Annotated in this window: 18 protein-coding genes and 1 tRNA gene; 10 read left to right on the forward strand and 9 right to left on the reverse strand. The window is 46.8% G+C overall.

Features of this window, described 5'->3' with window-relative positions; translation table 11 throughout:
* Window positions 1-80 precede the first annotated feature (80 nt).
* From V7S65_RS28845 to V7S65_RS28870, 6 genes are all read left to right on the forward strand, one after another.
* The gene (locus V7S65_RS28845; protein ID WP_336389119.1) at window positions 81-1,229 is read left to right on the forward strand and encodes a TlpA disulfide reductase family protein; all 1,149 of its coding nucleotides are present in this window, start codon (window positions 81-83) and stop codon (window positions 1,227-1,229) included.
* A gap of 231 nt (window positions 1,230-1,460) precedes the next feature.
* On the forward strand, window positions 1,461-2,039 hold the full coding sequence (locus tag V7S65_RS28850; protein WP_079470800.1) for an RNA polymerase sigma factor: 579 nt from the start codon (window positions 1,461-1,463) through the stop codon (window positions 2,037-2,039).
* Between the two features lie 85 nt (window positions 2,040-2,124).
* Window positions 2,125-3,072, forward strand: coding sequence for a FecR family protein (locus V7S65_RS28855; protein WP_336389118.1), 948 nt, complete (start codon window positions 2,125-2,127; stop codon window positions 3,070-3,072).
* A 98-nt stretch (window positions 3,073-3,170) separates the two neighbouring features.
* Complete coding sequence (locus V7S65_RS28860) at window positions 3,171-6,602, forward strand: TonB-dependent receptor (protein WP_336389117.1); 3,432 nt, start codon at window positions 3,171-3,173, stop codon at window positions 6,600-6,602.
* Window positions 6,603-6,619: 17 nt separating this feature from the next.
* Window positions 6,620-7,411, forward strand: coding sequence for a hypothetical protein (locus V7S65_RS28865; protein ID WP_336389116.1), 792 nt, complete (start codon window positions 6,620-6,622; stop codon window positions 7,409-7,411).
* Window positions 7,412-7,450: 39 nt separating this feature from the next.
* Entirely contained in the window at window positions 7,451-8,167 is a 717-nt protein-coding gene (locus V7S65_RS28870) for a hypothetical protein (RefSeq protein WP_339546820.1), read from the forward strand.
* A 189-nt stretch (window positions 8,168-8,356) separates the two neighbouring features.
* Here the strand turns inward: V7S65_RS28870 and V7S65_RS28875 are convergent.
* Both V7S65_RS28875 and V7S65_RS28880 read right to left on the reverse strand, forming a co-directional pair.
* Window positions 8,357-8,430: transfer RNA gene (locus tag V7S65_RS28875), tRNA-Met, on the reverse strand.
* 124 nt (window positions 8,431-8,554) lie between these two features.
* Window positions 8,555-11,089 carry a mechanosensitive ion channel family protein gene (locus V7S65_RS28880; protein WP_111577878.1) on the reverse strand — a complete coding sequence of 845 codons (2,535 nt, stop codon included), beginning with the start codon at window positions 11,087-11,089 and terminating at the stop codon, window positions 8,555-8,557.
* Window positions 11,090-11,269: 180 nt separating this feature from the next.
* Between V7S65_RS28880 and V7S65_RS28885 the strand changes: the two genes are divergently transcribed.
* Window positions 11,270-12,838: a glycerol-3-phosphate dehydrogenase/oxidase gene (locus tag V7S65_RS28885; RefSeq protein WP_336389114.1), complete on the forward strand. Its 1,569-nt coding sequence runs from the start codon at window positions 11,270-11,272 to the stop codon at window positions 12,836-12,838.
* A gap of 45 nt (window positions 12,839-12,883) precedes the next feature.
* Here the strand turns inward: V7S65_RS28885 and V7S65_RS28890 are convergent, their stop codons facing one another.
* From V7S65_RS28890 to V7S65_RS28905, 4 genes are read right to left on the reverse strand one after another with little or no spacing between them, the layout of a single operon-like run.
* Window positions 12,884-13,474: a nitroreductase family protein gene (locus V7S65_RS28890; RefSeq protein WP_079470787.1), complete on the reverse strand. Its 591-nt coding sequence runs from the start codon at window positions 13,472-13,474 to the stop codon at window positions 12,884-12,886.
* Window positions 13,475-13,486: 12 nt separating this feature from the next.
* Window positions 13,487-13,927 (reverse strand): acyl-CoA thioesterase, encoded by a 441-nt coding sequence (locus V7S65_RS28895; protein WP_336389113.1) that lies wholly within the window; start codon window positions 13,925-13,927, stop codon window positions 13,487-13,489.
* Between the two features lie 20 nt (window positions 13,928-13,947).
* A complete protein-coding gene (gene rdgB, locus V7S65_RS28900; protein WP_336389112.1) occupies window positions 13,948-14,532 on the reverse strand; it encodes an RdgB/HAM1 family non-canonical purine NTP pyrophosphatase in 585 nt (194 codons plus the stop codon).
* Window positions 14,533-14,553: 21 nt separating this feature from the next.
* Entirely contained in the window at window positions 14,554-15,051 is a 498-nt protein-coding gene (locus tag V7S65_RS28905; RefSeq protein WP_336389111.1) for a hypothetical protein, read from the reverse strand.
* 132 nt (window positions 15,052-15,183) lie between these two features.
* Between V7S65_RS28905 and V7S65_RS28910 the strand changes: the two genes are divergently transcribed.
* The 3 genes from V7S65_RS28910 to rpsG all read left to right on the forward strand — a co-directional run bounded on the left by V7S65_RS28910 (window position 15,184) and on the right by rpsG (window position 17,450).
* Window positions 15,184-16,284, forward strand: coding sequence for a branched-chain amino acid aminotransferase (locus V7S65_RS28910; protein ID WP_336389110.1), 1,101 nt, complete (start codon window positions 15,184-15,186; stop codon window positions 16,282-16,284).
* A gap of 288 nt (window positions 16,285-16,572) precedes the next feature.
* Complete coding sequence (rpsL, locus tag V7S65_RS28915) at window positions 16,573-16,953, forward strand: 30S ribosomal protein S12 (RefSeq protein WP_012789278.1); 381 nt, start codon at window positions 16,573-16,575, stop codon at window positions 16,951-16,953.
* Between the two features lie 29 nt (window positions 16,954-16,982).
* Window positions 16,983-17,450 (forward strand): 30S ribosomal protein S7, encoded by a 468-nt coding sequence (gene rpsG, locus V7S65_RS28920; RefSeq protein WP_079470783.1) that lies wholly within the window; start codon window positions 16,983-16,985, stop codon window positions 17,448-17,450.
* Window positions 17,451-17,630: 180 nt separating this feature from the next.
* Here the strand turns inward: rpsG and V7S65_RS28925 are convergent, their stop codons facing one another.
* From V7S65_RS28925 to porV, 3 genes are read right to left on the reverse strand one after another with little or no spacing between them, the layout of a single operon-like run.
* Window positions 17,631-20,966: a hypothetical protein gene (locus tag V7S65_RS28925; RefSeq protein WP_336389109.1), complete on the reverse strand. Its 3,336-nt coding sequence runs from the start codon at window positions 20,964-20,966 to the stop codon at window positions 17,631-17,633.
* Window positions 20,967-20,998: 32 nt separating this feature from the next.
* A complete protein-coding gene (locus tag V7S65_RS28930; protein WP_079470782.1) occupies window positions 20,999-21,421 on the reverse strand; it encodes a hypothetical protein in 423 nt (140 codons plus the stop codon).
* A 22-nt stretch (window positions 21,422-21,443) separates the two neighbouring features.
* The gene (gene porV, locus V7S65_RS28935; protein ID WP_336389108.1) at window positions 21,444-22,625 is read right to left on the reverse strand and encodes a type IX secretion system outer membrane channel protein PorV; all 1,182 of its coding nucleotides are present in this window, start codon (window positions 22,623-22,625) and stop codon (window positions 21,444-21,446) included.
* Between the last annotated feature and the right edge of the window lie 20 nt (window positions 22,626-22,645).

Genomic DNA, 22,645 nt, shown 5'->3' on the forward strand with positions numbered 1-22,645 from the left:
CCCTTTATGGCAACGTATTAATCTCCGGTGGCAATTCATACCGGAATTCGATTTCTGAATCCAAATTAATCCTATTTAAATTGAGAAAGTTAATTATAGCCGGTTTGTCAATAATGTCGTTGACAGCTTTCGCCCAGAGTAATAATAAATTTACTATCAATGGCAAATATGGTACAGGCAACGCCCCTGAAAAGGCATACCTGGAGTATACGATGAAAGGTAAGTCCATCATTGATTCCGTCGGGTTAAAGGATGGCGTTTTCAAATTTGCCGGTGCGGTGTCCACTTCACCCGTATCCGCTACATTAACCTTTGATACGAAAGGTGTTGGGAGAACTAACAGCCTTGAACAGATAACCGTTTATCTTGAACCGGGTAACATCCATATTAAAACGAATGGAGCTACAGTAGAAGGAGTGCAGGTAACCGGAACGCCCAGGAATAATGATTATAATGATCTTAATAACCTGGTTGATGCCGGCTTTTCACAAATGACCGATGAAGACAGGCAATTCATGGAAGGGAAGTTGTCGCCACAGGCCACGCCGGATTACGAGGCCAAAGTGGAAGGCTTTCGAAAGCGGTTTAGTGACATGACCAAAGATGCCTATATTAAGTTCATCAGGTCCCATCCTGCATCAATGCTTAGCTTGGAATTGTTTCCCAAAATCGCTTATGAGCAACGCTATGACGTAGTGAAGCCCTTGTTCGACAGTTTATCCTTCAAAATTAAAAATAGTAAGGAAGGTAAAAAAGTGGCCGCTAACCTGGATAAAATGAGAGTAACTGCAACAGGGCAACCGGCGCCGGACTTTGAAGTACCCGATGCGGAAGGGAAGCTGGTTAAACTTTCGTCGTTTCGTGGTAAGTATGTATTGGTCGACTTTTGGGCTTCCTGGTGCGGGCCGTGCAGGGCAGAGAATCCAAACCTGGTTAAAGTCTACAATAAATTCAAGGACCAGAACTTCACAATTGTCGGTATTTCTCTCGATAAGTCTGACAGCAAGGCGTTGTGGTTGGCGGCAGTTAAAAAAGACGGACTTCTGTGGCTTCAGCTTTCTGATCTGAAATTTTGGGATAGTACGGCTGCGAAATCATATGGTGTCCAGGCAATCCCTCAGAATTTTTTGATCGATCCTGATGGAATTATAGTTGGAAAAACATTGTCAGGAAAAGCGTTGGATGAAACATTAAGCGAAATATTTTATCCTACGCACAAGGCTAACTGATGCCGGGGTGTAGTGTATTGCTGCGTTAAGCTGCATGACGGCATCGCCTTTGATTATCAGAAGAGAATAGAACATAACTAAAAAGGCTTCTATAAAATAATAATAAAATAATACCCGTGACTCATCCTTATCTACAGCCGGAAATCGCCGGGGTAAGGCCTTCTCCAATCCGCGCCGCTAATATTTTGGCAAAAAACTAACTATATCTTTGCGTCCGCAAGATAATTTGTAATGGATAAAAACACTTTAAATGATGCCGAATTATGGCAACAAGTAAAGCAGGGTGATACAGCATCGTTTTCGTGTTTATTTGAACGGTATTGGGAAGAAATGTTTTCGATGGCTTACCGAAGGCTGGCTGATGAAGCCACCTCCAAAGATTTCGTACAGAATATTTTTATTCATGCCTGGGAAAACCGGCAACAGATCATCGTGGAGGATAAATTAAGCCCTTATTTGTTTACTGCCCTGAAATACAGTGTGATCCGTCATATATACCGGGAAGCCAAACAAGGCACCACTGATTTACCCTTATCTGTTTATAGTCTGCCCGATGAAACCGACCTGAAAAAACAGGACCACTACGATTTTGACCGCCTGAGAGATAAAGTACAGGCGGAAATTGCCGCCATGCCTGATAAGATGAGAGGGGTTTTCATCCTCAGTTATGAAAAGGAATTATCCATCAGGGAGATAGCGATGCGGCTATCCATCTCAGAGCAAACAGTTAAAAACCAATTACAAAACGCCCGTAAACGACTCCGGCTGCGACTGCAAAGCCAGGCGATCTTCCTGCCTTTTATTCTTTAACCAAAGGAATTCACAATTCGGTAACATTGGAACTATAGTACCACCTGCCCGAATCAGTATGTATATAGCAGGAGGACTGTTATAAATGAAATTACGCAAACGGTTAAACCTGCTGCAACGCTACTTATCAGGTAAAACCAATGAACAACAACACCAGGTAATTGATGAATGGTATCACGCCGTAGATGATTCCAAACCCATCGGCCTATGGAACCAGCAAGGGAGAAAAAGCGCCGTTAAAGGCAGCATTCAGCTGCAGATTCTCGACAGGATCAATAAGCCCAAAGTGGTGGCTATACGTAGCAGGACCGCGGCAGCAGCCTGTATCCTCGTATTGGTGGTCAGCGCTCTATGGCTTTACATGATCAACCATAATAAACAGCCTGCTATCTATTATACAGTAAGCGCTCCTTTCGGCGATATAAAACAAATCCAGCTACCGGATAACTCACGTGTATGGCTAAAGTCCGGGACCACACTGAAATACAGCTCTCTGTACGGGATGAAAGCCAGGTACCTCGAACTAATAGAAGGAGAAGCATTTTTTGAAGTACAGCATGACATTACCCGGCCATTCATCGTGAAAGCAGGGCAGCTGGAAACCAAAGTCTTAGGCACTGCATTTAATATTAAAGCATACAGCGATGGCCCATCTATTCAGGTGTGGGTACAGCAAGGCCGTGTCCAGGTGAGCGACAGCATCCAGGTACTAACTGAACTATCCAGGGGCAAAAGATTTCAATGGGACCGTAAGGATGGCCATTCCCATATCGACAGCCTCGACTGGAAACAGGTGCAGGCCTGGCAGCAAGGAGTACTGCTGTTAGAATCAACCACCTTTAATGAACTGGCCTTTGAACTGAGGGAAGTATATGGGGTGACGTTAGTAACCAACAACGCTGGTATCCGCAGGCTGCATTACGATGCTAAATTCTTCATACATAAAACTTCTGTAAACGACATTATAGCCACCCTGGCGGAAGTACACGATATACGATATAAAATACAAGGAAAAACTATCACACTGTATTAAAAGCAAAATCCCGCTGGTAACGGGATTTGCCAAAGTTTCCGGTAATGCCATTTTTGACGAAAGCAACATTACCATTTAATAAAAACAATTATAAAGATATGAAAAAAAAAGCACGAGGGACGATGATCCCTACCAGTCCGAGGCGCATCTTCATGATGCTCTGTTGCCTGATGCTGCTGGCATTAGGAACAGTCGCACAGTCGCCCGGAACGGTGAAACTAACTATTCGTTTTTCTAATGTTACACTGGACGTAGCCATGGAACAGTTGAAAGAAGCCAGCCCTGTCAACATTGCATACGATGCCGGTAAATTACGGCTCACACAATGGAGCATCTCCGCAAAAGAATTTAAACAAACCGACATATCCGACATCCTCCACTATCTGCTGCAAAAAGCAAACGTAGGTTATAAAGAAGTGGCTGGTGGGATCGTTTTATTTGAGAAACCACTGCCGCCAGCCACAAAAAAAGATGGCGGCCTTACCGGTAAACTCCTCGACGAAGAAAATGGCGATCCTGTAATAGGTGCTACCATTCGCATCGGCAGCACTGGCGCAATTACTGACGAAGCTGGTAACTTCTCCTTGCCACTACCTAAAGGGAACTATACCGTTCTGATCAGCGCCATTGGCTATGGCGCCAAAGAAGTTAGTGGCATTACCATCTCGGAAAATGGATTTTTCAACTTAAACGCCACTTTAAAAAGACGGAAAGGAAACCTGGCTATGGTAGTTGTGAAATCCTCTGTCAGCAAGGAATCTATAGCATCGCTGTATCTTCGTCAGAGAAATGATGCCGGTATCACCAATGGTATCAGTCGCGAACAGATTGCTGTTTTACCCGATAAAAATATCGGAGAAACATTGAAACGTATTTCGGGTGTCAGCACTACCGACAATCGCAGAGTGGTAGTACGTGGTATCGCTGAAAGATATAATATGGCCATGATGGATGGCGCCGCCCTCCCTAGCACCGATGTACAGGTGCGCGATTTTGAATTCGACATCGTGCCGAGTAATCTCGTAGATAATGTCGTTGTTTCTAAAACTGCTACACCAGATATGGGTTTCGGCTTTGGCGGAGGAATGGTACAAATCAATACCATGGCTATTCCTGAAAGTAATTTCACCACCCTCAGCTTCGGTAGTAAATATATCAACGGTAGTACCGGTAAAAAATTCATGGGTTACCAGCGGGGAAAAAACGACTACCTCGGATTTGATGATGGTGGCAGAAATCATTTTCCTAAAGAGATCCTGACACTTACGCCGGGTAATTATGATCCCAGGAATCCCTATAATCATATCCCTCCTCCCGGCGTGGAGAAAGTTACCCCTGAAATGATCGCTGAGCAGAACAAAGCCATTGGCGGTCTGGAAAGATTAGGTACCCGCACCTTTAAAGCTGCTCCCGGTCAGAATTACCAGTTTAGCCTGGGTCGTAGCTATAACCTGAAGAACAGTCGTATCGGGCTGGTAGGCTCCCTGAGCTACCGCAATGAACAGGCCATTGACGACATACAACACTTCGAGCGTGGAGCCTTCTCTATGGCAGGTAACAACCAGTATGATCTTCAAACAGGCAAAGAGATTCATGAATCAAAAGCCCAGCAATACAATTTCACTACTAGCTGGGGGGCCTTGCTCAATGCAGGATGGCGTATCAAAAACCATCAGATAACTTCCCGTAACTTTTATTCACGCGTATTTGCCAACCAGTTCTTTCGTATAGCCGGCTGGGGTGAAGATTTAGCAAAAGGTGATGATCCGATGATTAGTGAATACGACCGACCAAAATTCATCGACTTGTTACAGAACAGAATCAACGGTGAACATAACATTGGCCGTTTTAAGTTCGACTGGAGTATAGCCCGCAATACGGTTACCAACCACGAACAGGATGCGGTAGATGCAACCGTGGGACGCATAGAAACCCTGAATGGTGTTAGTTACAATTATTCACCAGGTCCAGGTAATGCTAATCCCGGACCCTTGAGCCGTTCTTCTTACAAATACATGGAAACCAACTGGATGGCCGATGCGGCACTGAGTTATAAATTCAATATCGGTAAAACTGTGCAAGTAATTAAAGGCGGGTACCAGTACCAGGATAAAAAAGGTCACTACGATTGGAATGTTTTGCCAGTGGGGGTTGCAGGAAGTTTTAAAGATGGATACAAGCCGATACAACAATGGAGCATCGACTTTGCCAATCCGCTCACAGATATGTATTACTTCCCGGCAGCCTTCAATAACAACACTTACACTGGCAGGAATAACAACCAGGCCGGCTATGTAATGCTGGATAGCCGCTTTACCAAATGGCTTCGTCTGGTGTGGGGTATCAGAAGTGAATTTTATGAATACGAGAAGATAAAAGATGAAGCTGCAGATAAAGTTTCACAGGCCGACCTGGAAAATGCAGAAAAATACCGCTACGTAGATCCGGAAACCGGTAATCTTGTTCACAAAACACTTGATGCCAACGCTGAAGATAAAAAATGGCTGTACCTGCCTTCCGGTAACCTCACCATCACACCTATCCCTAACTTCAATATCAGGGCGTCTTACGCGCAATCAGCCATACGTCCGGCTCTGATTGAGAATTCCAGTTTTGCACGATTTAATTATCTCTATGGTCGTATACAACGTAATACAGGCGTGGTTTCTACGCTAATTACCCACTACGATCTGCGGGTTGAATGGTATCCATCCGCGGGAGAAGTCATCTCCGCTGGTTACTTTAAAAAACATTTCAGGAATCCGGTAGAAATGTACCTGGACATCACGAATACAAGTGGCGCCGTAGACCTGCTCACTGCCAACTCTGATTATGCAGATGTAAATGGCTGGGAAGTAGATGTCCGCAAAAGCTTTGGGTTCTTTGCTAAAGATGTAAAATTTTTAAACAACCTCTATTTCAGCGGTAACCTGACACTGCAGAACTCTGAAGTACAGGCCAGCGCCTTCCGTTACGAAACCATGGGCTCCGGCTCTGATGCAGAAGGTAACTCATATGCCTATCGCAGAAAAACTTACCTGAAAGAAAAACGACCGTTATACGGACAAGTCCCTGTACTGTATAATATCGGTCTGCAATACGCCGGAGATAGATTAGGTGCAAATATCGCTTTCAACCACGCCGGCTATAAAACCTTTACGGTTGGTATGCAACCGCATTATTCCGAAATGGAACGTCCGCGTAACCAGATAGATGCGCAGATAAGCTACAAATTCCTGAAAGATAGAAAATTACAGGTAAGGCTGAACATCAGCAATCTTACAAATAGTCCGTACCGCTTTTTTATCAACGGACAGAATACTTATGAGGTGAAGCCGGGCAGCGATAACATGACCATGAAAGAATGGTCGGATGTATACAAATGGAAATATGGCTTCTCACAAAATTATGAGGAAGGCTATTATCAGGATAGCCCTGATGGGAAAACGAAAATTCGTATAGGCGATACTGATACCTTCATCCGCAAAATAGGATCATCTTTCAGTTTATCCATTTCCTACAATTTATAACGACATAAACAGAAGAAATGAAATCAATTTATACAAACTGGATTTTGCTGAGTATGGCCGCTTCTTTGCTGGCCGCCTGCAATAAATACAATGATAATTTTCTCTATACAGACCAGGTGTTTCCTATTAGTATAAAGGGTTATAATGCCACCAAAGAAGTGCTTGCAGTAAAAGTGGACACCATCAGTTCGCCACGTATAGCAACCGGTGAAAGTGCATTTAACCTGGCGGAAGCTTACACTTTCAGAGGAGAGCAGCGTACTGTTAAGGTCAATGTCAGTGAAAAAAACACAGGAAAACTGGTATTAGAACAAGAATTCAAAAAAGAAGATGGCGCTGCCAGCTTAAATTTTCTTTATATGGATGGAAAGATGAGTGATATGCCGGAAAAGCCCGGGGTAACAGATAAGAAAATCAGCCTGATATACATGTTCGTTCCTGAGGTAACCAAATACAGTGAACCGGTAGATTTAGTCATTGGTAAGTACTATTCCACTCCTAAAGTTTTTGAAGAGATCACCCGACTCAAAAATGTGAAACCAAATGAATTCAGTGAGGCTGCCACTATCTCTACATTTTCCACCGCCAGGCAGGAATACAATGGTGTGATGACTTCCGTTTCTTTTCAGGTGAGAATCTATAAAGCAGGTACCAACACGCCTTATATAGATGGCACCTCCTATACCTGGAACGATCTGTCCACCACTGCTCCTAAACCGGCTGCATCTGCAGCCTCTTCAAAAATATACATCTTCTCTGAAGCCCCCAGCGGAACGATCATGAGATTTAATACCCGTTTAGACTATTAAAAATTTAAAGAGATGATATCAAAATATAGATTACTAAGTTTGCTTGTTGTTCTGCTAGTGTTTATCTCCTGCAATAAGGAAGATGAAACAACAAGAGCAATCAATGTAGAAGTCTGGGGATATAATATTGGCGACGCCGAGCTGGAAACATCCATAGATACTACCATTTACCGCAACTTTACCACGCTGCCGAACAAGCCGGTTACGTTCAGTAAAATTTATACCTTCCATGCTTCAAAAAAAGAAAGCGCCTTAAAAATTAAAGATAAAACTTCCGGAAAAGATGTTTTTCAGCAACAGCTCAATCTGAGCAGTGGTAAGCTTGAGCTGTTTTTTCCGTTTGTTTACATCAACGGAAATGAACTGAAAATAGAAATACCTGCTGCAGATTCATCTACCAATAAACTAAGCTTTTATATTCACTATCCGAAAAGTAGTGATGCGCTGGATATCTTCCTCCAAAATGAAACAGGTCAGATAACCTACATCGCCAAAAACGTTAAACCAGGTACCTGGATCCATGCGGATTATATGCCGGAAGAAGGCTTTCAGGACAAGAATAAATTTTATAACCTGTACTTTACCAAAACCGGTACCATAGATAGCTGGTACTTCGAAGACAGTGAATTGATCAGTAAAGTAGGGGAGGCGGGTTTACTTCTCCCTAAAAATGTTGAAAAAGGTCTGGTACGCACTTACTTTGTTACACCCGGCAACCTGCAGCTGGATGTTATACGTTTGTTTAAAAGACCGTGAATTTAGTGGTGGCAGATTTAATTAGTGCGCGGTAGCGATGCCGCGCACTCTTCTTTTGAAAGTCGCCTGAGAGAAGGGCGACTTTTTTTATTCGTTATAAAAGCATTAAAGACGAATCACGTCGAGGATGTTGTGCTAAAAGAAAGAAGGCTTCCAGGCAGATGCTTGAAAGCCTTCTTTCTTTTTTCGTAGCGAGATCGGGAGTTGAACCCGAGACCTTTGGGTTATGAATCCAACGCTCTAACCACCTGAGCTACCTCGCCTTATTCTCCATCCGGATCGCTGTAACTACTATCAGTAGCGCCTGCTGCTCCAAAACGGGAGTGCAAAGATAACGGCTTAAAAATGAAAATTCAAAATGAATCCAACGTTTTTTTATAATTTTTTTTAAAGCGTGCCGCCCGGAGCCGGCTTATCCCATTTTTTTAATAAGGATTCATCTACAGACCGGATATGCAAATCCCGCTGTGGATAAGGAATTTCAATACCTGCCTGATTAAGGGCCGTGTAAATGAACGACATCACCTCGTTTTGAAGCCTGCCTGCATTATCCAGGTCGCCTACCCAGAAATACACCTTGAAATTCACGGCGTTATCTCCAAAGTCGGTCAGCTGTATAAACGGGGCCGGAATAGTAAGCACATCTTTACGATCGGTAAAGGCAGATTGAATAATCTCCGTAACCTGGTCAATATTGCTGCCGTAGCCAACACCAAGAGCAAAGGTGATTCGTTTATTCCGGTTGGCCCTGGTCCAGTTGATCAGTTGTTGCGATATCAGGTCGCCATTGGGAACAATCACTTCGGAGCCATCGTAGGCACTGATCTTACTGGAGCGGATGCCTATTTCTTTTACAACGCCGGAGCGGGGGCCGAGTTCTATCACATCTCCAACTTCTATCGGCTTTTCAAAAGCAAGGATGATACCGGATACGAGGTTATTTACCACGTTTTGTAAACCAAAGCCGATACCTACACCGAGGGCGCCTATGATGATGGTGATTTTATCCATCGGGATGCCGGAGGCAGCAAATGCCAGCAGTACACCACCGGCCAGTACGGCCAGCCGCAATAACAGCAGGGCGGAACCGAATTTTGTTTTTTTATTGGGATTGGCACTTTGACCGGTATTTCCAAACATATAGGCAATCAGTTGGGAGGCCACCGTGGCCACCCATATCACCAATATAAAAATGATGATGCTGCTGAAGGTGAAATCTGAATTACCAAGCTTATGCCGGGAAGAAAGGAAATCGACAATAACATCGTAAATGGTATCATACAAATAAACGCAGCGGGATATGATCGCCAGCCATCCTACAAAAGCCAGGATGGTGAGAAATGTTTTCAGCTTTTTCTGCACTTCCTGGTAGTCCATAAAAGAGATGAATGTGCTGGAATCTTTATTGGCTTCTACCTGCAGGTAAACGGATTCCATCAGTATCTTCACGAGGATAAACAGGCTCAGGGCCATCACGGCGCTTACAACAGCGGTAGATCCCATGATTTTGGCAGTGCCTACCCTGGCTAAAATAACCATGATCAGGGAAAACGCGCTGGTGAGCATGAATAGCATCAGCACCGGCCGGGTAAATTTCGGTTGTGCAAAGGTGGTGAGGGAAGATTCTTTCAACAGGCGGTTCCCGAGCAGGAGCGAAAGAATGGCGCCGATTAATAATCCCCATTGTTCTGCATAAGTAATTTCTATCAGCAGGTTATTCAAACTGTAAACAAACAGTAAGCCGATCAGTAACAGCCAGCTTTTGAATAATGTTTTAGGGAGATGTGTGCGGAAGATAATGGTCAGCGCAATCACATCTAAACCCCAGGTGATTTCTGTAAAAAGAATAGGATAACGTACAGATAATACGGACGATAGCGAAGCAATCAGCACAACGGTGCAGGCCACGGGGTAACGGTAGAGGTACCGGGCGTGCTGCAGGATCGTTTCCCCTTCCTGTTCGTTGTGGTTATGCCGGATGCGCCTGATATTGTTGTACACCCACCAGGAAAACAATACGGCGAGCAACAGCCACACAAAAAATATCGGCCACTGTATGGAAAAGAAGATGGCTAACACCTTGGTGCTTTTATGCAGCGAATTTTTCAGCACCGGGAAAAACTCAAGAGGGTTAATGCTGTCGCGGTGAGGCTTCCACAGGTACCGGTAGTCGCGCACAAACATATTGGAAGCAAACTGCTTCAGACGGTAGTCCATGTCCTCGTAAAGATTGGAGACTTCAATATACCGGTTGGCCACCCTGTTTTGCAGCAGCCCTATCTTAATAAGACTGGCCTTATTCGCGCTGTCTACCGAGCGGAATTTAAGAATGAGGTTGGTTACCTGGCCTATATAGAAGCCGTACAGTTCATCTTCGGAAGGAATGTTGCGCATGGCGGTATCGCCCCGGATCGTGTGGATGGTGTCATTAATGTTTATCAGTTTGTCATAGTAGGAAAAGAGGGCGGTTTGCCAGGAGGTGAGTTTGCGCTGCAACTGCTCCAGCATTACTTTGTTGGTATATATATCGTTGATGTTGGGGGTGCGGCCCAGGCTGGCAATATTGTATTTTATCAGCGCGAGGGACGTATCTGTCAGCGGCAGTCCGTCGCTGATACGGGAGGTATCAAATCCGCGGCGGAGGGAACTCATAAGATCGTTCAGCGTCAGGGTGTAGCTTTCAATACGGTTGATCAGGATGGATACAGACGTGTCCGATTTTTTTACCCGGCTGGTATCTTTTGACAGGGCCTGGATATTCTTGCTGATGGTGGCGCTGTCAACAGCTACCATGTGAATGGTATCGGATTTTGGTTTTCGCTTGCTGCGCTGTGCCGTGGCATTGTAACTGCCGGTAATAACAACCGTGAGTATCAGCAGCTGTAGAAAATATCTGTAATTGAGTTGAATCCTGGTAAACATACGAAGCTATAAAGTTGAATGATCTCTATGGAGGAACATTTTTAATGCCTAAATGTTCCTGAATTTAAAACTTTTAACCCTCCCGGCCGTTAAGTTTTCTGGAATCGGCCGCTTTGATTTGTCCGGTATCCGATTCCTCAGTATTTTGTATATGATTGGCAGACCAATGAAAACTAGCTTATGAACAGAGAAATGCTTGTTGCCTCATTAAGAAAGGATCTCGAACCCTGGGACATAATAGTGATTGGCGGTGGGGCTACCGGCCTCGGCGCTGCACTGGAAGCGGTAACACGGGGGTACAGAACCTTATTGCTGGAGCAGGTGGATTTTGCAAAATCCACTTCCAGTAAAAGCACAAAGCTGGTACACGGAGGCGTACGTTATCTCGCACAGGGCGATGTATCGCTGGTAAGGGAAGCCAGTGTGGAACGCGGATTGCTGGCTGCCAATGCCCCGCACCTGGTACGTAACCTGGCTTTTGTTATTCCTACTTTTAATTTCTGGGAGAATCTGAAATATACGATTGGCCTCAAAATGTACGACTGGCTGGCAGGCCGGCTCAGTTTGGGGAAGTCGACGCATATTTCCAGGTCAGCTACCCTGGCGCGGTTGTCTACGCTGAAGCAGGAGCACCTCGCCGGTGGCGTGCTGTATCACGACGGACAATTTGATGATTCACGCCTGGCCATCAACCTGGCACAGTCCATTTCAGATAATGGCGGTACGGTGCTGAATTATATGAGAGTTACCGGTTTACGAAAAGATGGCTTTGGAAATATCAGCGGACTAACGGTAAAGGATACCCTGGGCGGTGGAGAGGAAATATACCTCAATACCCGCGCGGTGATCAACGCTACCGGTGTGTTTGCAGATGATGTACTGGAAATGGATAACCCGGCAGCGCCAAAATCTATTGCGGCCAGTCAGGGTGTACACCTGGTACTCGACAGCGATTTCCTGCCCGGCCATAACGCCCTCATGATCCCGTCTACCAGCGATGGAAGGGTGCTCTTTATCGTTCCCTGGCATAATAAGGTGGTGATGGGTACTACCGATACCCCCGTTAAGCATATCAGCCTGGAGCCCCGCGCACTGGAAGAGGAAATTGCTTTCATTCTCCGTACGGCCGGTCAGTATTTATCGAGGGCGCCGCAACGTTCTGATGTACGCAGTGTGTGGGCTGGTCTTCGCCCGCTCGCCGCCGCCAGGGCGGAAGGGCATAAAACAAAAGAAATCTCCCGCAGCCATAAAATAATTGTGTCCAAATCAAATCTTATTACCATTATTGGTGGTAAATGGACTACCTACCGCAGGATGGCGGAAGATGTAATACATAAGCTGGAAGTGGTGCTGAAGTGGAAGGAGACAGTCTCGGCTACCCCTCACCTGAAAATTCATGGCGCCACCGATAAGGTGAACTGGGAAGATCCGTGGTATTTCTATGGCAGCGATGTATTGCACCTGCACCAGATGGTGGCGCGTCAGCCGGATTTGCAGGAGGAGCTGAGCCGGGAATATCATATCATTAAAGCACAGGTGGTATGGGCTGTGAAAGAGGAAATGGCCCGCAACATTGAAGATTTTCTTGCCCGCCGTACGCGCTTGTTGTTCCTCGATGCAAAGGAAGCACTGCGTATAGCCCCTGCCGTAGCCCGGATTATGGCGGAAGAATTACATAAAGATGAACATTGGGTAGCTACACAAATCAGCAGCTTTGCGGAAGAAGCGAATGGGTATCTGTTAAAATAATTTATAAGAAGATGGGGATCTATTGATCCCCATCTTTTTATAAAATTACATCCATCTGAACTTCTCATTAAATGGTTTCATTCTTCTTCCCGGTTGCGCAGGCTCGTCTGTATAGCCCATATAAAAGAAGCCCAGTACCAGGTCTTCTTCTCCCAAACCAAAATATTCCTGCATGGCAGGGTGGTAGGTCATTCCGCCGGAACCCCAGTAGGCGGCAATACCCAGGGCGGTAGCGCCCAGCCAGATATTTTCCACGGCGCATGATACCGCGGCAATTTCCTCCAGCGCCGGGATCTTCGGATTGTTCCCGCGTTTCATACAAATCGCCAGTACATGCGATGCCAGGTTGCCCTGCGTTTTCAGTTTATCGTAGTTGCCCGGAATATATTTGTCGGCGGGGGTATGCTGCTTGTACATATCCGCATGATCTGCACAAAATTGTTGCACTTTATCACCGCTGTACACCACAAAGTACCAGGGTTCTGTATACCCGTGTGTGGGCGCCCAGTCGGCGAGTTGCAACAGTTGCTGTACCGTTTCATCTGCAATCTTCCGGCCGTTCATGCTGGTGGGTTTCACCGTACGGCGTGCTGTAATCACCTGTTCCACTGCAGTGGGTGTTGCTGTTATATCCATAATCTGTTGGTTTTATTTTCCTGTTTCCAGGCGTGCCTTCATATCGGCCGGCAGTTTTGCTATTTTATGTGCCTTATAATCAAAGCATATCATACCGGTTTTAGCTTCGGCGATGGTAATCGTTTGTCCGTTACGGTTAGTGGTGATGAGATAAAACAATTCAAAACCCAGGGCATTAAATTCGCCCGCCGCAACGGCTATATCAAATATATCTCCATAAAATCCTTCCCCTTTGTAAGCAATGGCCACATCGGCCATAATGAAACCTGCGCCGGCTTCATGATCCAGCTCTTTATAGCCGAGGTTGCCGAGGAACTGTATCCTGGCTTCATGTATAATAGACAGGATGGCATCGTTGCCTACGTGGTTGCCATAATTAATGTCCCGGATCCGTACAGGAATTTGTACGCTGAAAGGAAATGTTGCAGGTAAATCTATCTTGACTCTTGCCATACTTATTTTTTAGGGAGATGCTAAACGTTTGCTGTTTGTTTCAGGAAAGCCACAAATTTCTCAAAGGCCCGTGCCCGGTGACTGTACCTGTTTTTTTCCGTGAGATCCATTTCTGCAAAGGCGCGCGTTTCGCCTTCCGGAACAAAGATCGGATCGTAGCCAAATCCCTTTTCTCCTTTAACGGATGTTGTAATATGGCCTTTGCTCACTCCTTCAAACTGGTGTTCCTTGCCATCCAGTATCAGGGAAATAACAGTGCGGAACTGCGCACTGCGGTTGTTCTGGCCTTCCAGCTCCTGTAATACTTTGGCGATGTTGTCGGCGGCTTCTTTCTGCTCCCCGGCGTAGCGGGCAGATAAAACACCCGGTGCGCCGTTGAGGGCTGCTATTTCCAGGCCGGTATCTTCGGCAAAACAGTTTTCCCCGGTCATCCGGTGAATGGTGGCCGACTTTTCGGTGGCATTGGCTTCCAGCGTATCGTGTGGCTCCGGGATGTCTATATCAATGCCGGCTTCCAGCAGGGTAATGATCTCAAACTGGTTACCGAGTAACGACCGGAACTCTTTTACTTTGTTTGGGTTATTGGTAGCGAATATCAATTTCATATGATTGCAAAAGAAGTTTATTTAAATGCCTAATAATTGTTTTAACCCGGCCCATAGCCTGGCTTTCAGTACTTTATCGCTGCCTATCAGGGATAGCTCATCGGAAAACAATAACGTGGTACCGTTTACAGTTACCAGCTGATACAATGGAATATCATTTAACCCAAGCTGTTCCGGTGCAATCCCAAATACAACGCTCCGTTCTATCTTCACGGCAGCCTGCCAGTCGGGAAACGCCAGGGAAGGGTAGTGGATTACGTTGATAAGCGATACATCCTGCATCCCCAGTTTACAGGCATTTAATATATTAGTGAGGAGGTTGAATAATTCTTCGTTTAAGTACGCTTCGTTTTCGTTTTGTATGAAGAGCGCAATGTTTTTTTGATTTTCTCCTAAATATTTGACTTTGGGCGCCACTTTTTCTACGGCCTCAGCCGGCATGCTTTTCCCGGGAATGATTGGCTGGGTAAAGATTTTAGCCAGAAAGTACGGATCAAGTTGGGTTTGCTCAAGCGACATATTTATTATCGTTTAGTTTAATGTGAAAACCCCCTCTGGGGAAAAATCAGTTTATTTGCACTGCCGGTCCTGATAGGGCTCCGGTGGCACAGCGATTAAAATGTAAAAATATTGAGATAAAATCGATTAACCATGATGGTAGATAAATCAACAGTTAAGGAAGAGGCACTTCAGAAGATCAAAGTCACCAAAACTACGCGAAGCAGGCTGAGTGAGGTTGATTTCAACAACCTGGCATTTGGTAAAATGTATGCCGACCATATGCTGGTGGCCGATTTCGATGGAAAAGAATGGAAAAATGCGGAGATACTGCCTTTCCAGAACCTGTCTGTAAGTCCTTCAAATGCCGCCTGGCACTACGGGCAGGCCATCTTTGAAGGAATTAAAGCTTATAAAGATCCGGAAGGTCACCCCATGATCTTCAGGCCATATGATAACTATAAACGCTTTAACACCTCTGCCGAAAGAATGGGGATGCCCCAGGTACCGGAGTGGTTGTTTATAGGCGGATTGGATTTACTGATAGACCTGGACCGCAACTGGGTACCCACCGGTGAGGGTTGCTCCCTCTACCTGCGTCCCTTTATGATTGCGGCAGATGAATTTATTGGTGTCCGCCCGTCTGATACCTATAAGTTTGCCATCATTAACTCACCTTCCGGCCCGTATTTTAATAAGCCCATCAAATTACTGGTGCAGGATAAATATGTACGCGCTTTCCCCGGCGGCGTTGGTTTCGCCAAAGCTGCAGGCAATTACGGCGGTACCATGTACCCCACCATGCAAGCAAAGAAACAGGGCTACGACCAGATCCTTTGGGTAGATGGCTACCAACATAAATACCTGCAGGAATGCGGTACCATGAACGTTTTCGTCATCATCGGCAATACGGCCATTACACCGGATCTCACCCAGGGCACCATCCTCGAAGGCGTAACCCGCGCCAGCGTAATGGATGTGCTGGCAGACATGGGACTTAAAGTGGAAGAAAGACCCATCTCCATCGATGAGGTGGTAACTGCCTATAATAATGGAACCCTCCGGGAAGTATTTGGTACCGGCACCGCCTCCAGTGTTGCCTACGTAGAACAGCTCGATTACCTGGATACCAAAATCAAACTGGATACGACCAAATATGAAGTAGGGGCGGAAGTAATCCAGCGCCTGGATGATATCCGTACCGGCCGCACCACCGATATCCGGCACTGGAATTACATAATAGACAAGAAATAAGCGTTTTATATATTATTATCGTCATGAGAATAGGGCCAATAAAAAGGCCCTATTTTTTTATGGTAGTTTCTAACGGATATCATACCTTTGCAATCCGGTTTTTGGTAATCCTGAGCTGCTACCAGAATAATAAGACCTTTCCCTGTTTACCCAGGAGATCATTCCGGCAAAAATATTTTCGAAACAATTTTGTTATTCACACATATAGTTTTACCTTTGCCGTCCCAAAATCCCTTTGTGGGGAATTTGGATGTCATTGTAAACCGACATAAAAAAACTAGGTAAAGAATGCCTACTATACAACAATTAGTAAGAAAAGGAAGAGAAATTATCCGGGCTAAGTCTAAGTCCAGGGCATTAGATAGCTGCCCTCAGCGTCGTGGCGTTTGTACTCGTGTATACACTACCACGCCTAAGAAACCGAACTCCGCTCTGCGTAAAGTAGCGAAAGTGCGTTTAACCAACAAAGTTGAGGTGATTGCCTATATCCCTGGTGAAGGTCACAACTTGCAGGAGCACTCTATCGTACTGATCCGTGGTGGAAGGGTAAAAGATTTACCAGGTGTTCGTTACCACATCGTTCGCGGTTCTTTGGATACTGCAGGTGTGAAAGACAGAAAGCAGAGCCGTTCCAAATATGGTACTAAAAAGGAAAAGGCTAAAAAATAATAATTATAAATAGTCGTAATTTTCAATAAATGAGAAAGCAAGCTGCAAAGAAATTGCCTCTGGCTCCGGATCCTCGGTTCAATGACAAGCTGGTAACCCGCTTTGTTAACAACGTAATGGAACAAGGAAAAAAGAGCATTGCCTATAAAATTTTCTACGATGCTGTGGATAAGGTAAGCACGATGACCGGTGAAAACGGTTACGAGGTTTGGAGAAAAGCATTAGCTAACGTTACTCCGGGTGTAGAAGTTAGAAGCCGCCGTATCGGTGGTGCTACCTTCCAGATTCCTGCGGAAGTTCGTCCGGACAGAAAGATATCCCTGAGCATCAAATGGTTAGTACGCTTCGCCGGCGAAAGAAACGGTAAAAGCATGGCTGATAAGCTCGCAAACGAAATCGTAGCAGCAAGCAAAGGTGAAGGCGCAGCGTTCAAGAAGAAAGAAGATACTCACCGTATGGCAGAAGCGAACAAAGCTTTCTCTCACTTCAGAATCTAGTTATAGCCCTCACAGGCAACTCAATATATTTGGCAAACAGTTCCTTTTGGAGCTGTTTGCCTTTTTGTGTTGACACCCGGAAACGGACACGCGCGTTAAGTATTACAGCATTTACCCGGGATACCGGCATAAAAAAGGCGGACATCCATAGATGCCCGCCTTTCGTTATTTCAGACTCACTTATTTTACACTCACCAGCACATTGATCTTGCCTTCTGCACCGCTGAATTCCTGCAGCGCCTTGCCAAGTACCTGGCCTGGCTTTACTTTATCAATATCCGCCTTCATTGCATAACCGGCCCTGCTGGAAGTAACCAGCAGATCTCCGCGGCGGATAGCGCCATTCTCATTGCAAACCTTGGTAGGTATTACACCTATCACACCCATCGGTACTTCTTCATCTAAATTCGCATCAATATCCTTTTCAGTTAACAACAAACCAGGTTTAGTAGCAAATACCCCTGCTACCAGGGTAGAATAGGGCTCAGATGATTTTTCCACCATCCGGTCTGTATGGGTGGAAATCACCAGCACATCCCCGGCTTCGTAAGCTATACGCGCTCCGGCTACTGCAAATGATTCCGCCACATCGGCGCCACTGGCCTGTGTACCACCGTTAAAGAATCCCCTTCCTGCTTTGTTAATGCGGGCTACATTGACACTGGCACTCTGGAATACCGCAATGTTGCCGGATGGTCCCTGATGATTAATAAGCAAGGTGCTGCCGGTACCTGTGGTAGTAACGTGCACCACCGGCTGGCCATTGGCATTATTAAAGTTGGCAAACCTGCCGGCTTTACCTGTTCCGAAGTTGGGTATAAAGCCGGAAATGGCATTCCCGCCTCCATCGCAGGAAGCTTCAACACCATCGCCGTTGCCACCGGCATTGGCAGTTACACCATTGCCACTACCTTCTGTAAGCGCTAGTACGGCAGGACCGCTACCTCCCGGATTGGAAGAATAAAATAATCCCGCGTACCCTCCTGTACCAGACGACTGACCGAAAATTCCCGCTGTTCCGAAATTGGCAAACATGGAATTCACTTCTCCTTTTACAGCGGGAGAAGTACCTGTTGTCCTGTCTACCTTGAAGCTACCGGCAATACCGTTACCCACTGTTTTAACTGTAATAACCTCATTGTCATTATTGTCATTAAAGATTTCAAACCTGCCTGCCCTGCCTGTGGCAAAAGTAGGCACCCAGGCATACAGGGCATTACCTGCTCCGTCTATATTGGTTTCTACCCCGTTGCCATCTTTGCCGGCATTGGCAGTAATGGCATTACCATTACCATCTGTCAGCGCTATCAGTGACGCGCCATTACCAGCCGGGTTAGAAGCATAGAACAAACCGGCACGTCCACCGGTGCCGGAGGAAACGCCAAATACTCCGGCTGCGCCGAAGTTGCCAAAAATGGTATTTACCTCAGCCCTTACAGCAGCGCCCACACTATTGGTGTTGTCTAACAGGAAGGAAGAAGCATTACCCTGTGTATTATCCGGTATATTACCATTACCATTGGATGCCACTTCCAAAGTATTCCCGGTGGTATTGGTGGCATTGAAATTCTCAAAACGTCCGGCTCTTCCGGTACTGTTGTTTAAACCTACCTGGCCCAATACGCCTACTGCGGTACCTGTGGTGTTGGTCGCAATAAAACCGCGTACACCATAACCCCCGCCATCGTTCCGGCCAACTACGGCCCCCGCAATGTCGCTGGTGGTTCTTCCAACAACCGCCTCACCGGCTCCGTTGTTATCTCCTATAATACCGGCTGAGGTTTGCGCACTGGTAATACCATGAACCGCAAAACCGGCGCCGGTGCTGCTTCGTACCCCGGCTCCGTTGCCACTTGTAGTCACATTCACCACCGTACCATTTCCTACCGAGTTGGCATTTAAAGCGCTATTGTTATTGGCATTATTGAAAATGGAGATGCTTGCCGGAATACCGTTATTACTGGTGGCAGTTAACCCGGTGCCTGTATTGCTATTGGCATATACACCGATACCGTTAGCGCTGCTATTGCCATATACACCAAGTCCATTTGGAGTAACACCATACACGCCCCAACCGGATCCGGCCTGGGAACCCCAAACACCTACGCCCAATCCACCGGTGCCATTATTGATACCTCTTACCCCGCTGGAGAATCCACCCGGAGAGGCGGAAGAAACAATGCCCCTGACAGCAGCAATACTGCTGGTAGCGGTATTGTTAACCCCTTCCAGGGAAGTGCCGTCGCCATTATTGGTAATGCTGAAAAGCGTGCCCGCATTATTTTCTGTGGCTACAAATGGAAGGGTTAAACCACCTCCCGGAGGGGCGCCTGCTACCCATTGTGCACCATCAAATTTGAGAATTTGTCCTGCCGCAGGCGCTACATTGCTCACCGCCTTACCCTGCAGGGCTTGTACAACCGGGTTGGGATAAGTACCTGAAAGATCTCCGCCGGCAGGGCCGTTGGGAGGGAGGGTGGTAGGAATAACGCCTGCAGCAATTTTTGCCAGTGTTACCTTTCCATTCCCGATAAGTGGGTTAGGATAGGTACCGGTCAGATCACCGCCTGCGGCTATGCCGTTAATATCGCCGGCAGGACCCTGTGGACCCACGGGACCGGCAGGGCCCATCGGGCCAACTGGTCCGGCTACACCGGGTACGCCTTGAATACCTTGGGGACCTGCAACACCCGGATCACCTTGCGGGCCGGCTGGTCCTACCGCTCCCGCCGGACCAATAGGTCCAACCGGGCCAACGGGTCCGGGATTTCCCTGCGGACCTACCGCTCCAGCTGGTCCAACGGGACCAACCGGACCAGCTACACCGGGATCGCCTTTGGCTCCCTGCGGACCTACCGCTCCAGCGGGTCCAACGGGACCAACCGGACCAGCTACACCGGGATCACCTTTGGCTCCCTGCGGACCTACCGCTCCAGCGGGTCCAACGGGACCAACCGGGCCTGCTACACCGGGATCGCCTTTGGCTCCCTGCGGACCTACCGCTCCTGCGGGGCCTATCGGTCCAACCGGGCCAACAGGTCCTGCTACACCGGGATCACCCTTCGCGCCTTGCGGACCGGTAGCACCTGCTGGTCCGGCCGGACCGGGAGTGCCATTGGCTGCAAACAGCGCGTACGGCACACTCATTAACTGGGAAGTACCCAGCTCACTGAAGTTGCCGCCGTTTATTGATATTTCAACTTTTAAATACTGATTGGCATTCGCCCAGGGAACACCGCTGTACGTGCCTGTTAAGGGAGTTCCTTTACCGATCTGTAAAGTGAATAATCCCACGGTATTGGTGGAAGTACTATGTGTTTCCTGGTATTGTACAGGTCCTGCTGCAGAACCTCCCAAAATAGAAAAACGCACCGTTAAGGCCTGGTTGCTGAGTACTGTCCCATTTGTATTGCGGGCTACCGCCTGGTAGTTGGTTCCGGTTAATCCGCTTTGAGCCCATACAATATGAAATGATACCGTCAACAGGAGAAAGGTCAGGTAGCATATCTTTTTCATAATAGTCATTTTTGTGATAGTTTACGATGCGCTTAATTTTTTTTAGGTGATGTTCCGCCGTCCTGGCTGGGTATAGGTACAACTGCTTTACTGGCCTGGTTACCCGGTGCTGCAACTGCAGCGCTATCGGAAGGGAGAGGTTTGGTTTTGGAAGCACGGAGTTTGGGTGCAGCATTAGGGCGTTGTGGCTGGTAGTTGGTAAAAAGACGGGATTTAGTGTCTTTTGAAACTACCGCCCGATCTGCCGGTGGCAAAGTCGATCTTTGGTTCAGATCAGCAAGATCTTTCTTAAAAGTAGGGAAAAGTTGGTCCCTTACTTTTCCGGTATTACCGCCGGTGTTTTCCGGCTTTACGGATTCCTGTGCAAAAACACCGGGCATGAATCCGGCAAACAAAAGAAATGCAAGTATGAGCAGTGATTTCATATTATTGGGTGTTATAGATTCGCTTTTCATGTTGGATATTTTAGTAGATGATTTATGGTTGCTGAATTGCTTCGTCCCGCGTGCCGCCTATGTTATAGACCAGCGAGAACTTCAGGGTCCTTTTCTGTATTAAACTTTCCCCCGTAGGAAGCTGATAGGCGATATCCAGCGCAAGATTTGATACGCGTACGCCCAGTCCTGCGGAAAAATGCTGCCGGTAGCCTTTATTCGGATGCTCGTAGAAATACCCGGCGCGTACAAAAAATGCCTGCCTGTAAGCGTATTCAATACCGGATCCGATAGTGAATTCCCGTAACTCTTCATGGAAGCCGTCAGGCGCGTCGCCAAAGGAAGAGAACATCGCTTCCACTACGCCACGGTCAGGGTCTTTTCCTTTCAGGATCTGGCTTGTTTCCATGCCATTGGAATCCAGGGCATACAGTGGGGGAGTGGGTACCAGTAATTTATTGATGTCTACGGAAAGGGTAAATTCATGTTCGTGTGTATGTACAAACGTATAGCCGCCACCGATACGAAGGTTCATTGGCAGAAAACTCTTCCTGTTGTTATCATCTGAGTATTGCAGCTTCGTGCCGATGTTGGTGATACTTACACCAAAGCAGTAACGGTTGCCGAAATCCAGTTTGTCTACACTGTTCTGGTAGTAATAGGCAATGTCGCCTGCAACTGCCGATGCGGGTTTCTGCTGAATATTATTGTAGGAACCCTGTCCCAGCTGGCTGCGTACATACCGGATGCTGAGTGCCAGCGATGTATGATTTCCCAGCTTCCTGGCATAAGCGCCATCTATCGCAAATTCTTTGGGGTTGTAGTCCTGCAGCACGGTTCCGTTATCATCCCGGAAAGTAACGGAGCCATAGTTGAAGTACTTCATGGAAAGCCCTACGCCTTCTGTTCCGTTCCATGTTTTGTAGCCGGATACATAAGCCATATTGGACTTATTGTTGTTCAGCTCCCACATCCAGGGGGAGTAGTTGGCGCTCACGCCCCAGTCGCCGGCAAACACTATTTTGGCGGCGTTTGAAAACAGGGAGTTGGCATCCGGCGACGAGCCGATGGCGGCATCTCCGGTACCGCTGCTCCTGGCATCGGGGTTTACCAGCAGAAAGCTGGCGCCGATATTCGGAGGTTTCTGGGTGGTTTTTTGTGCCAACAGCTGCATACTGGTTGTCAGTATACCTGCAAGAAGTACAATTGTATAACCGTATTTCATGATGTCATCTGGTTAAAGGG

The organism is Chitinophaga sp. CCNWYY40 (assembly GCF_037483205.1).
GTDB lineage: Bacteria > Bacteroidota > Bacteroidia > Chitinophagales > Chitinophagaceae > Chitinophaga > Chitinophaga ginsengisegetis.

What these genes read in the sequence shown, in the direction of transcription:
- porV (WP_336389108.1), bottom strand. Translation starts at nt 22,625, where the DNA reads ATGAAATACGGTTATACAATTGTACTTCTTGCAGGTATACTGACAACC.
- V7S65_RS28910 (WP_336389110.1), top strand. Translation starts at nt 15,184, where the DNA reads ATGATGGTAGATAAATCAACAGTTAAGGAAGAGGCACTTCAGAAGATC.
- V7S65_RS28850 (WP_079470800.1), top strand. Translation starts at nt 1,461, where the DNA reads ATGGATAAAAACACTTTAAATGATGCCGAATTATGGCAACAAGTAAAG.
- V7S65_RS28890 (WP_079470787.1), bottom strand. Translation starts at nt 13,474, where the DNA reads ATGGATATAACAGCAACACCCACTGCAGTGGAACAGGTGATTACAGCA.
- rdgB (WP_336389112.1), bottom strand. Translation starts at nt 14,532, where the DNA reads ATGAAATTGATATTCGCTACCAATAACCCAAACAAAGTAAAAGAGTTC.
- V7S65_RS28930 (WP_079470782.1), bottom strand. Translation starts at nt 21,421, where the DNA reads ATGAAAAGCGAATCTATAACACCCAATAATATGAAATCACTGCTCATA.
- V7S65_RS28860 (WP_336389117.1), top strand. Translation starts at nt 3,171, where the DNA reads ATGAAAAAAAAAGCACGAGGGACGATGATCCCTACCAGTCCGAGGCGC.
- V7S65_RS28855 (WP_336389118.1), top strand. Translation starts at nt 2,125, where the DNA reads ATGAAATTACGCAAACGGTTAAACCTGCTGCAACGCTACTTATCAGGT.
- V7S65_RS28905 (WP_336389111.1), bottom strand. Translation starts at nt 15,051, where the DNA reads ATGTCGCTTGAGCAAACCCAACTTGATCCGTACTTTCTGGCTAAAATC.
- V7S65_RS28885 (WP_336389114.1), top strand. Translation starts at nt 11,270, where the DNA reads ATGAACAGAGAAATGCTTGTTGCCTCATTAAGAAAGGATCTCGAACCC.
- V7S65_RS28895 (WP_336389113.1), bottom strand. Translation starts at nt 13,927, where the DNA reads ATGGCAAGAGTCAAGATAGATTTACCTGCAACATTTCCTTTCAGCGTA.
- V7S65_RS28865 (WP_336389116.1), top strand. Translation starts at nt 6,620, where the DNA reads ATGAAATCAATTTATACAAACTGGATTTTGCTGAGTATGGCCGCTTCT.
- V7S65_RS28880 (WP_111577878.1), bottom strand. Translation starts at nt 11,089, where the DNA reads ATGTTTACCAGGATTCAACTCAATTACAGATATTTTCTACAGCTGCTG.
- rpsG (WP_079470783.1), top strand. Translation starts at nt 16,983, where the DNA reads ATGAGAAAGCAAGCTGCAAAGAAATTGCCTCTGGCTCCGGATCCTCGG.
- rpsL (WP_012789278.1), top strand. Translation starts at nt 16,573, where the DNA reads ATGCCTACTATACAACAATTAGTAAGAAAAGGAAGAGAAATTATCCGG.
- V7S65_RS28925 (WP_336389109.1), bottom strand. Translation starts at nt 20,966, where the DNA reads ATGAAAAAGATATGCTACCTGACCTTTCTCCTGTTGACGGTATCATTT.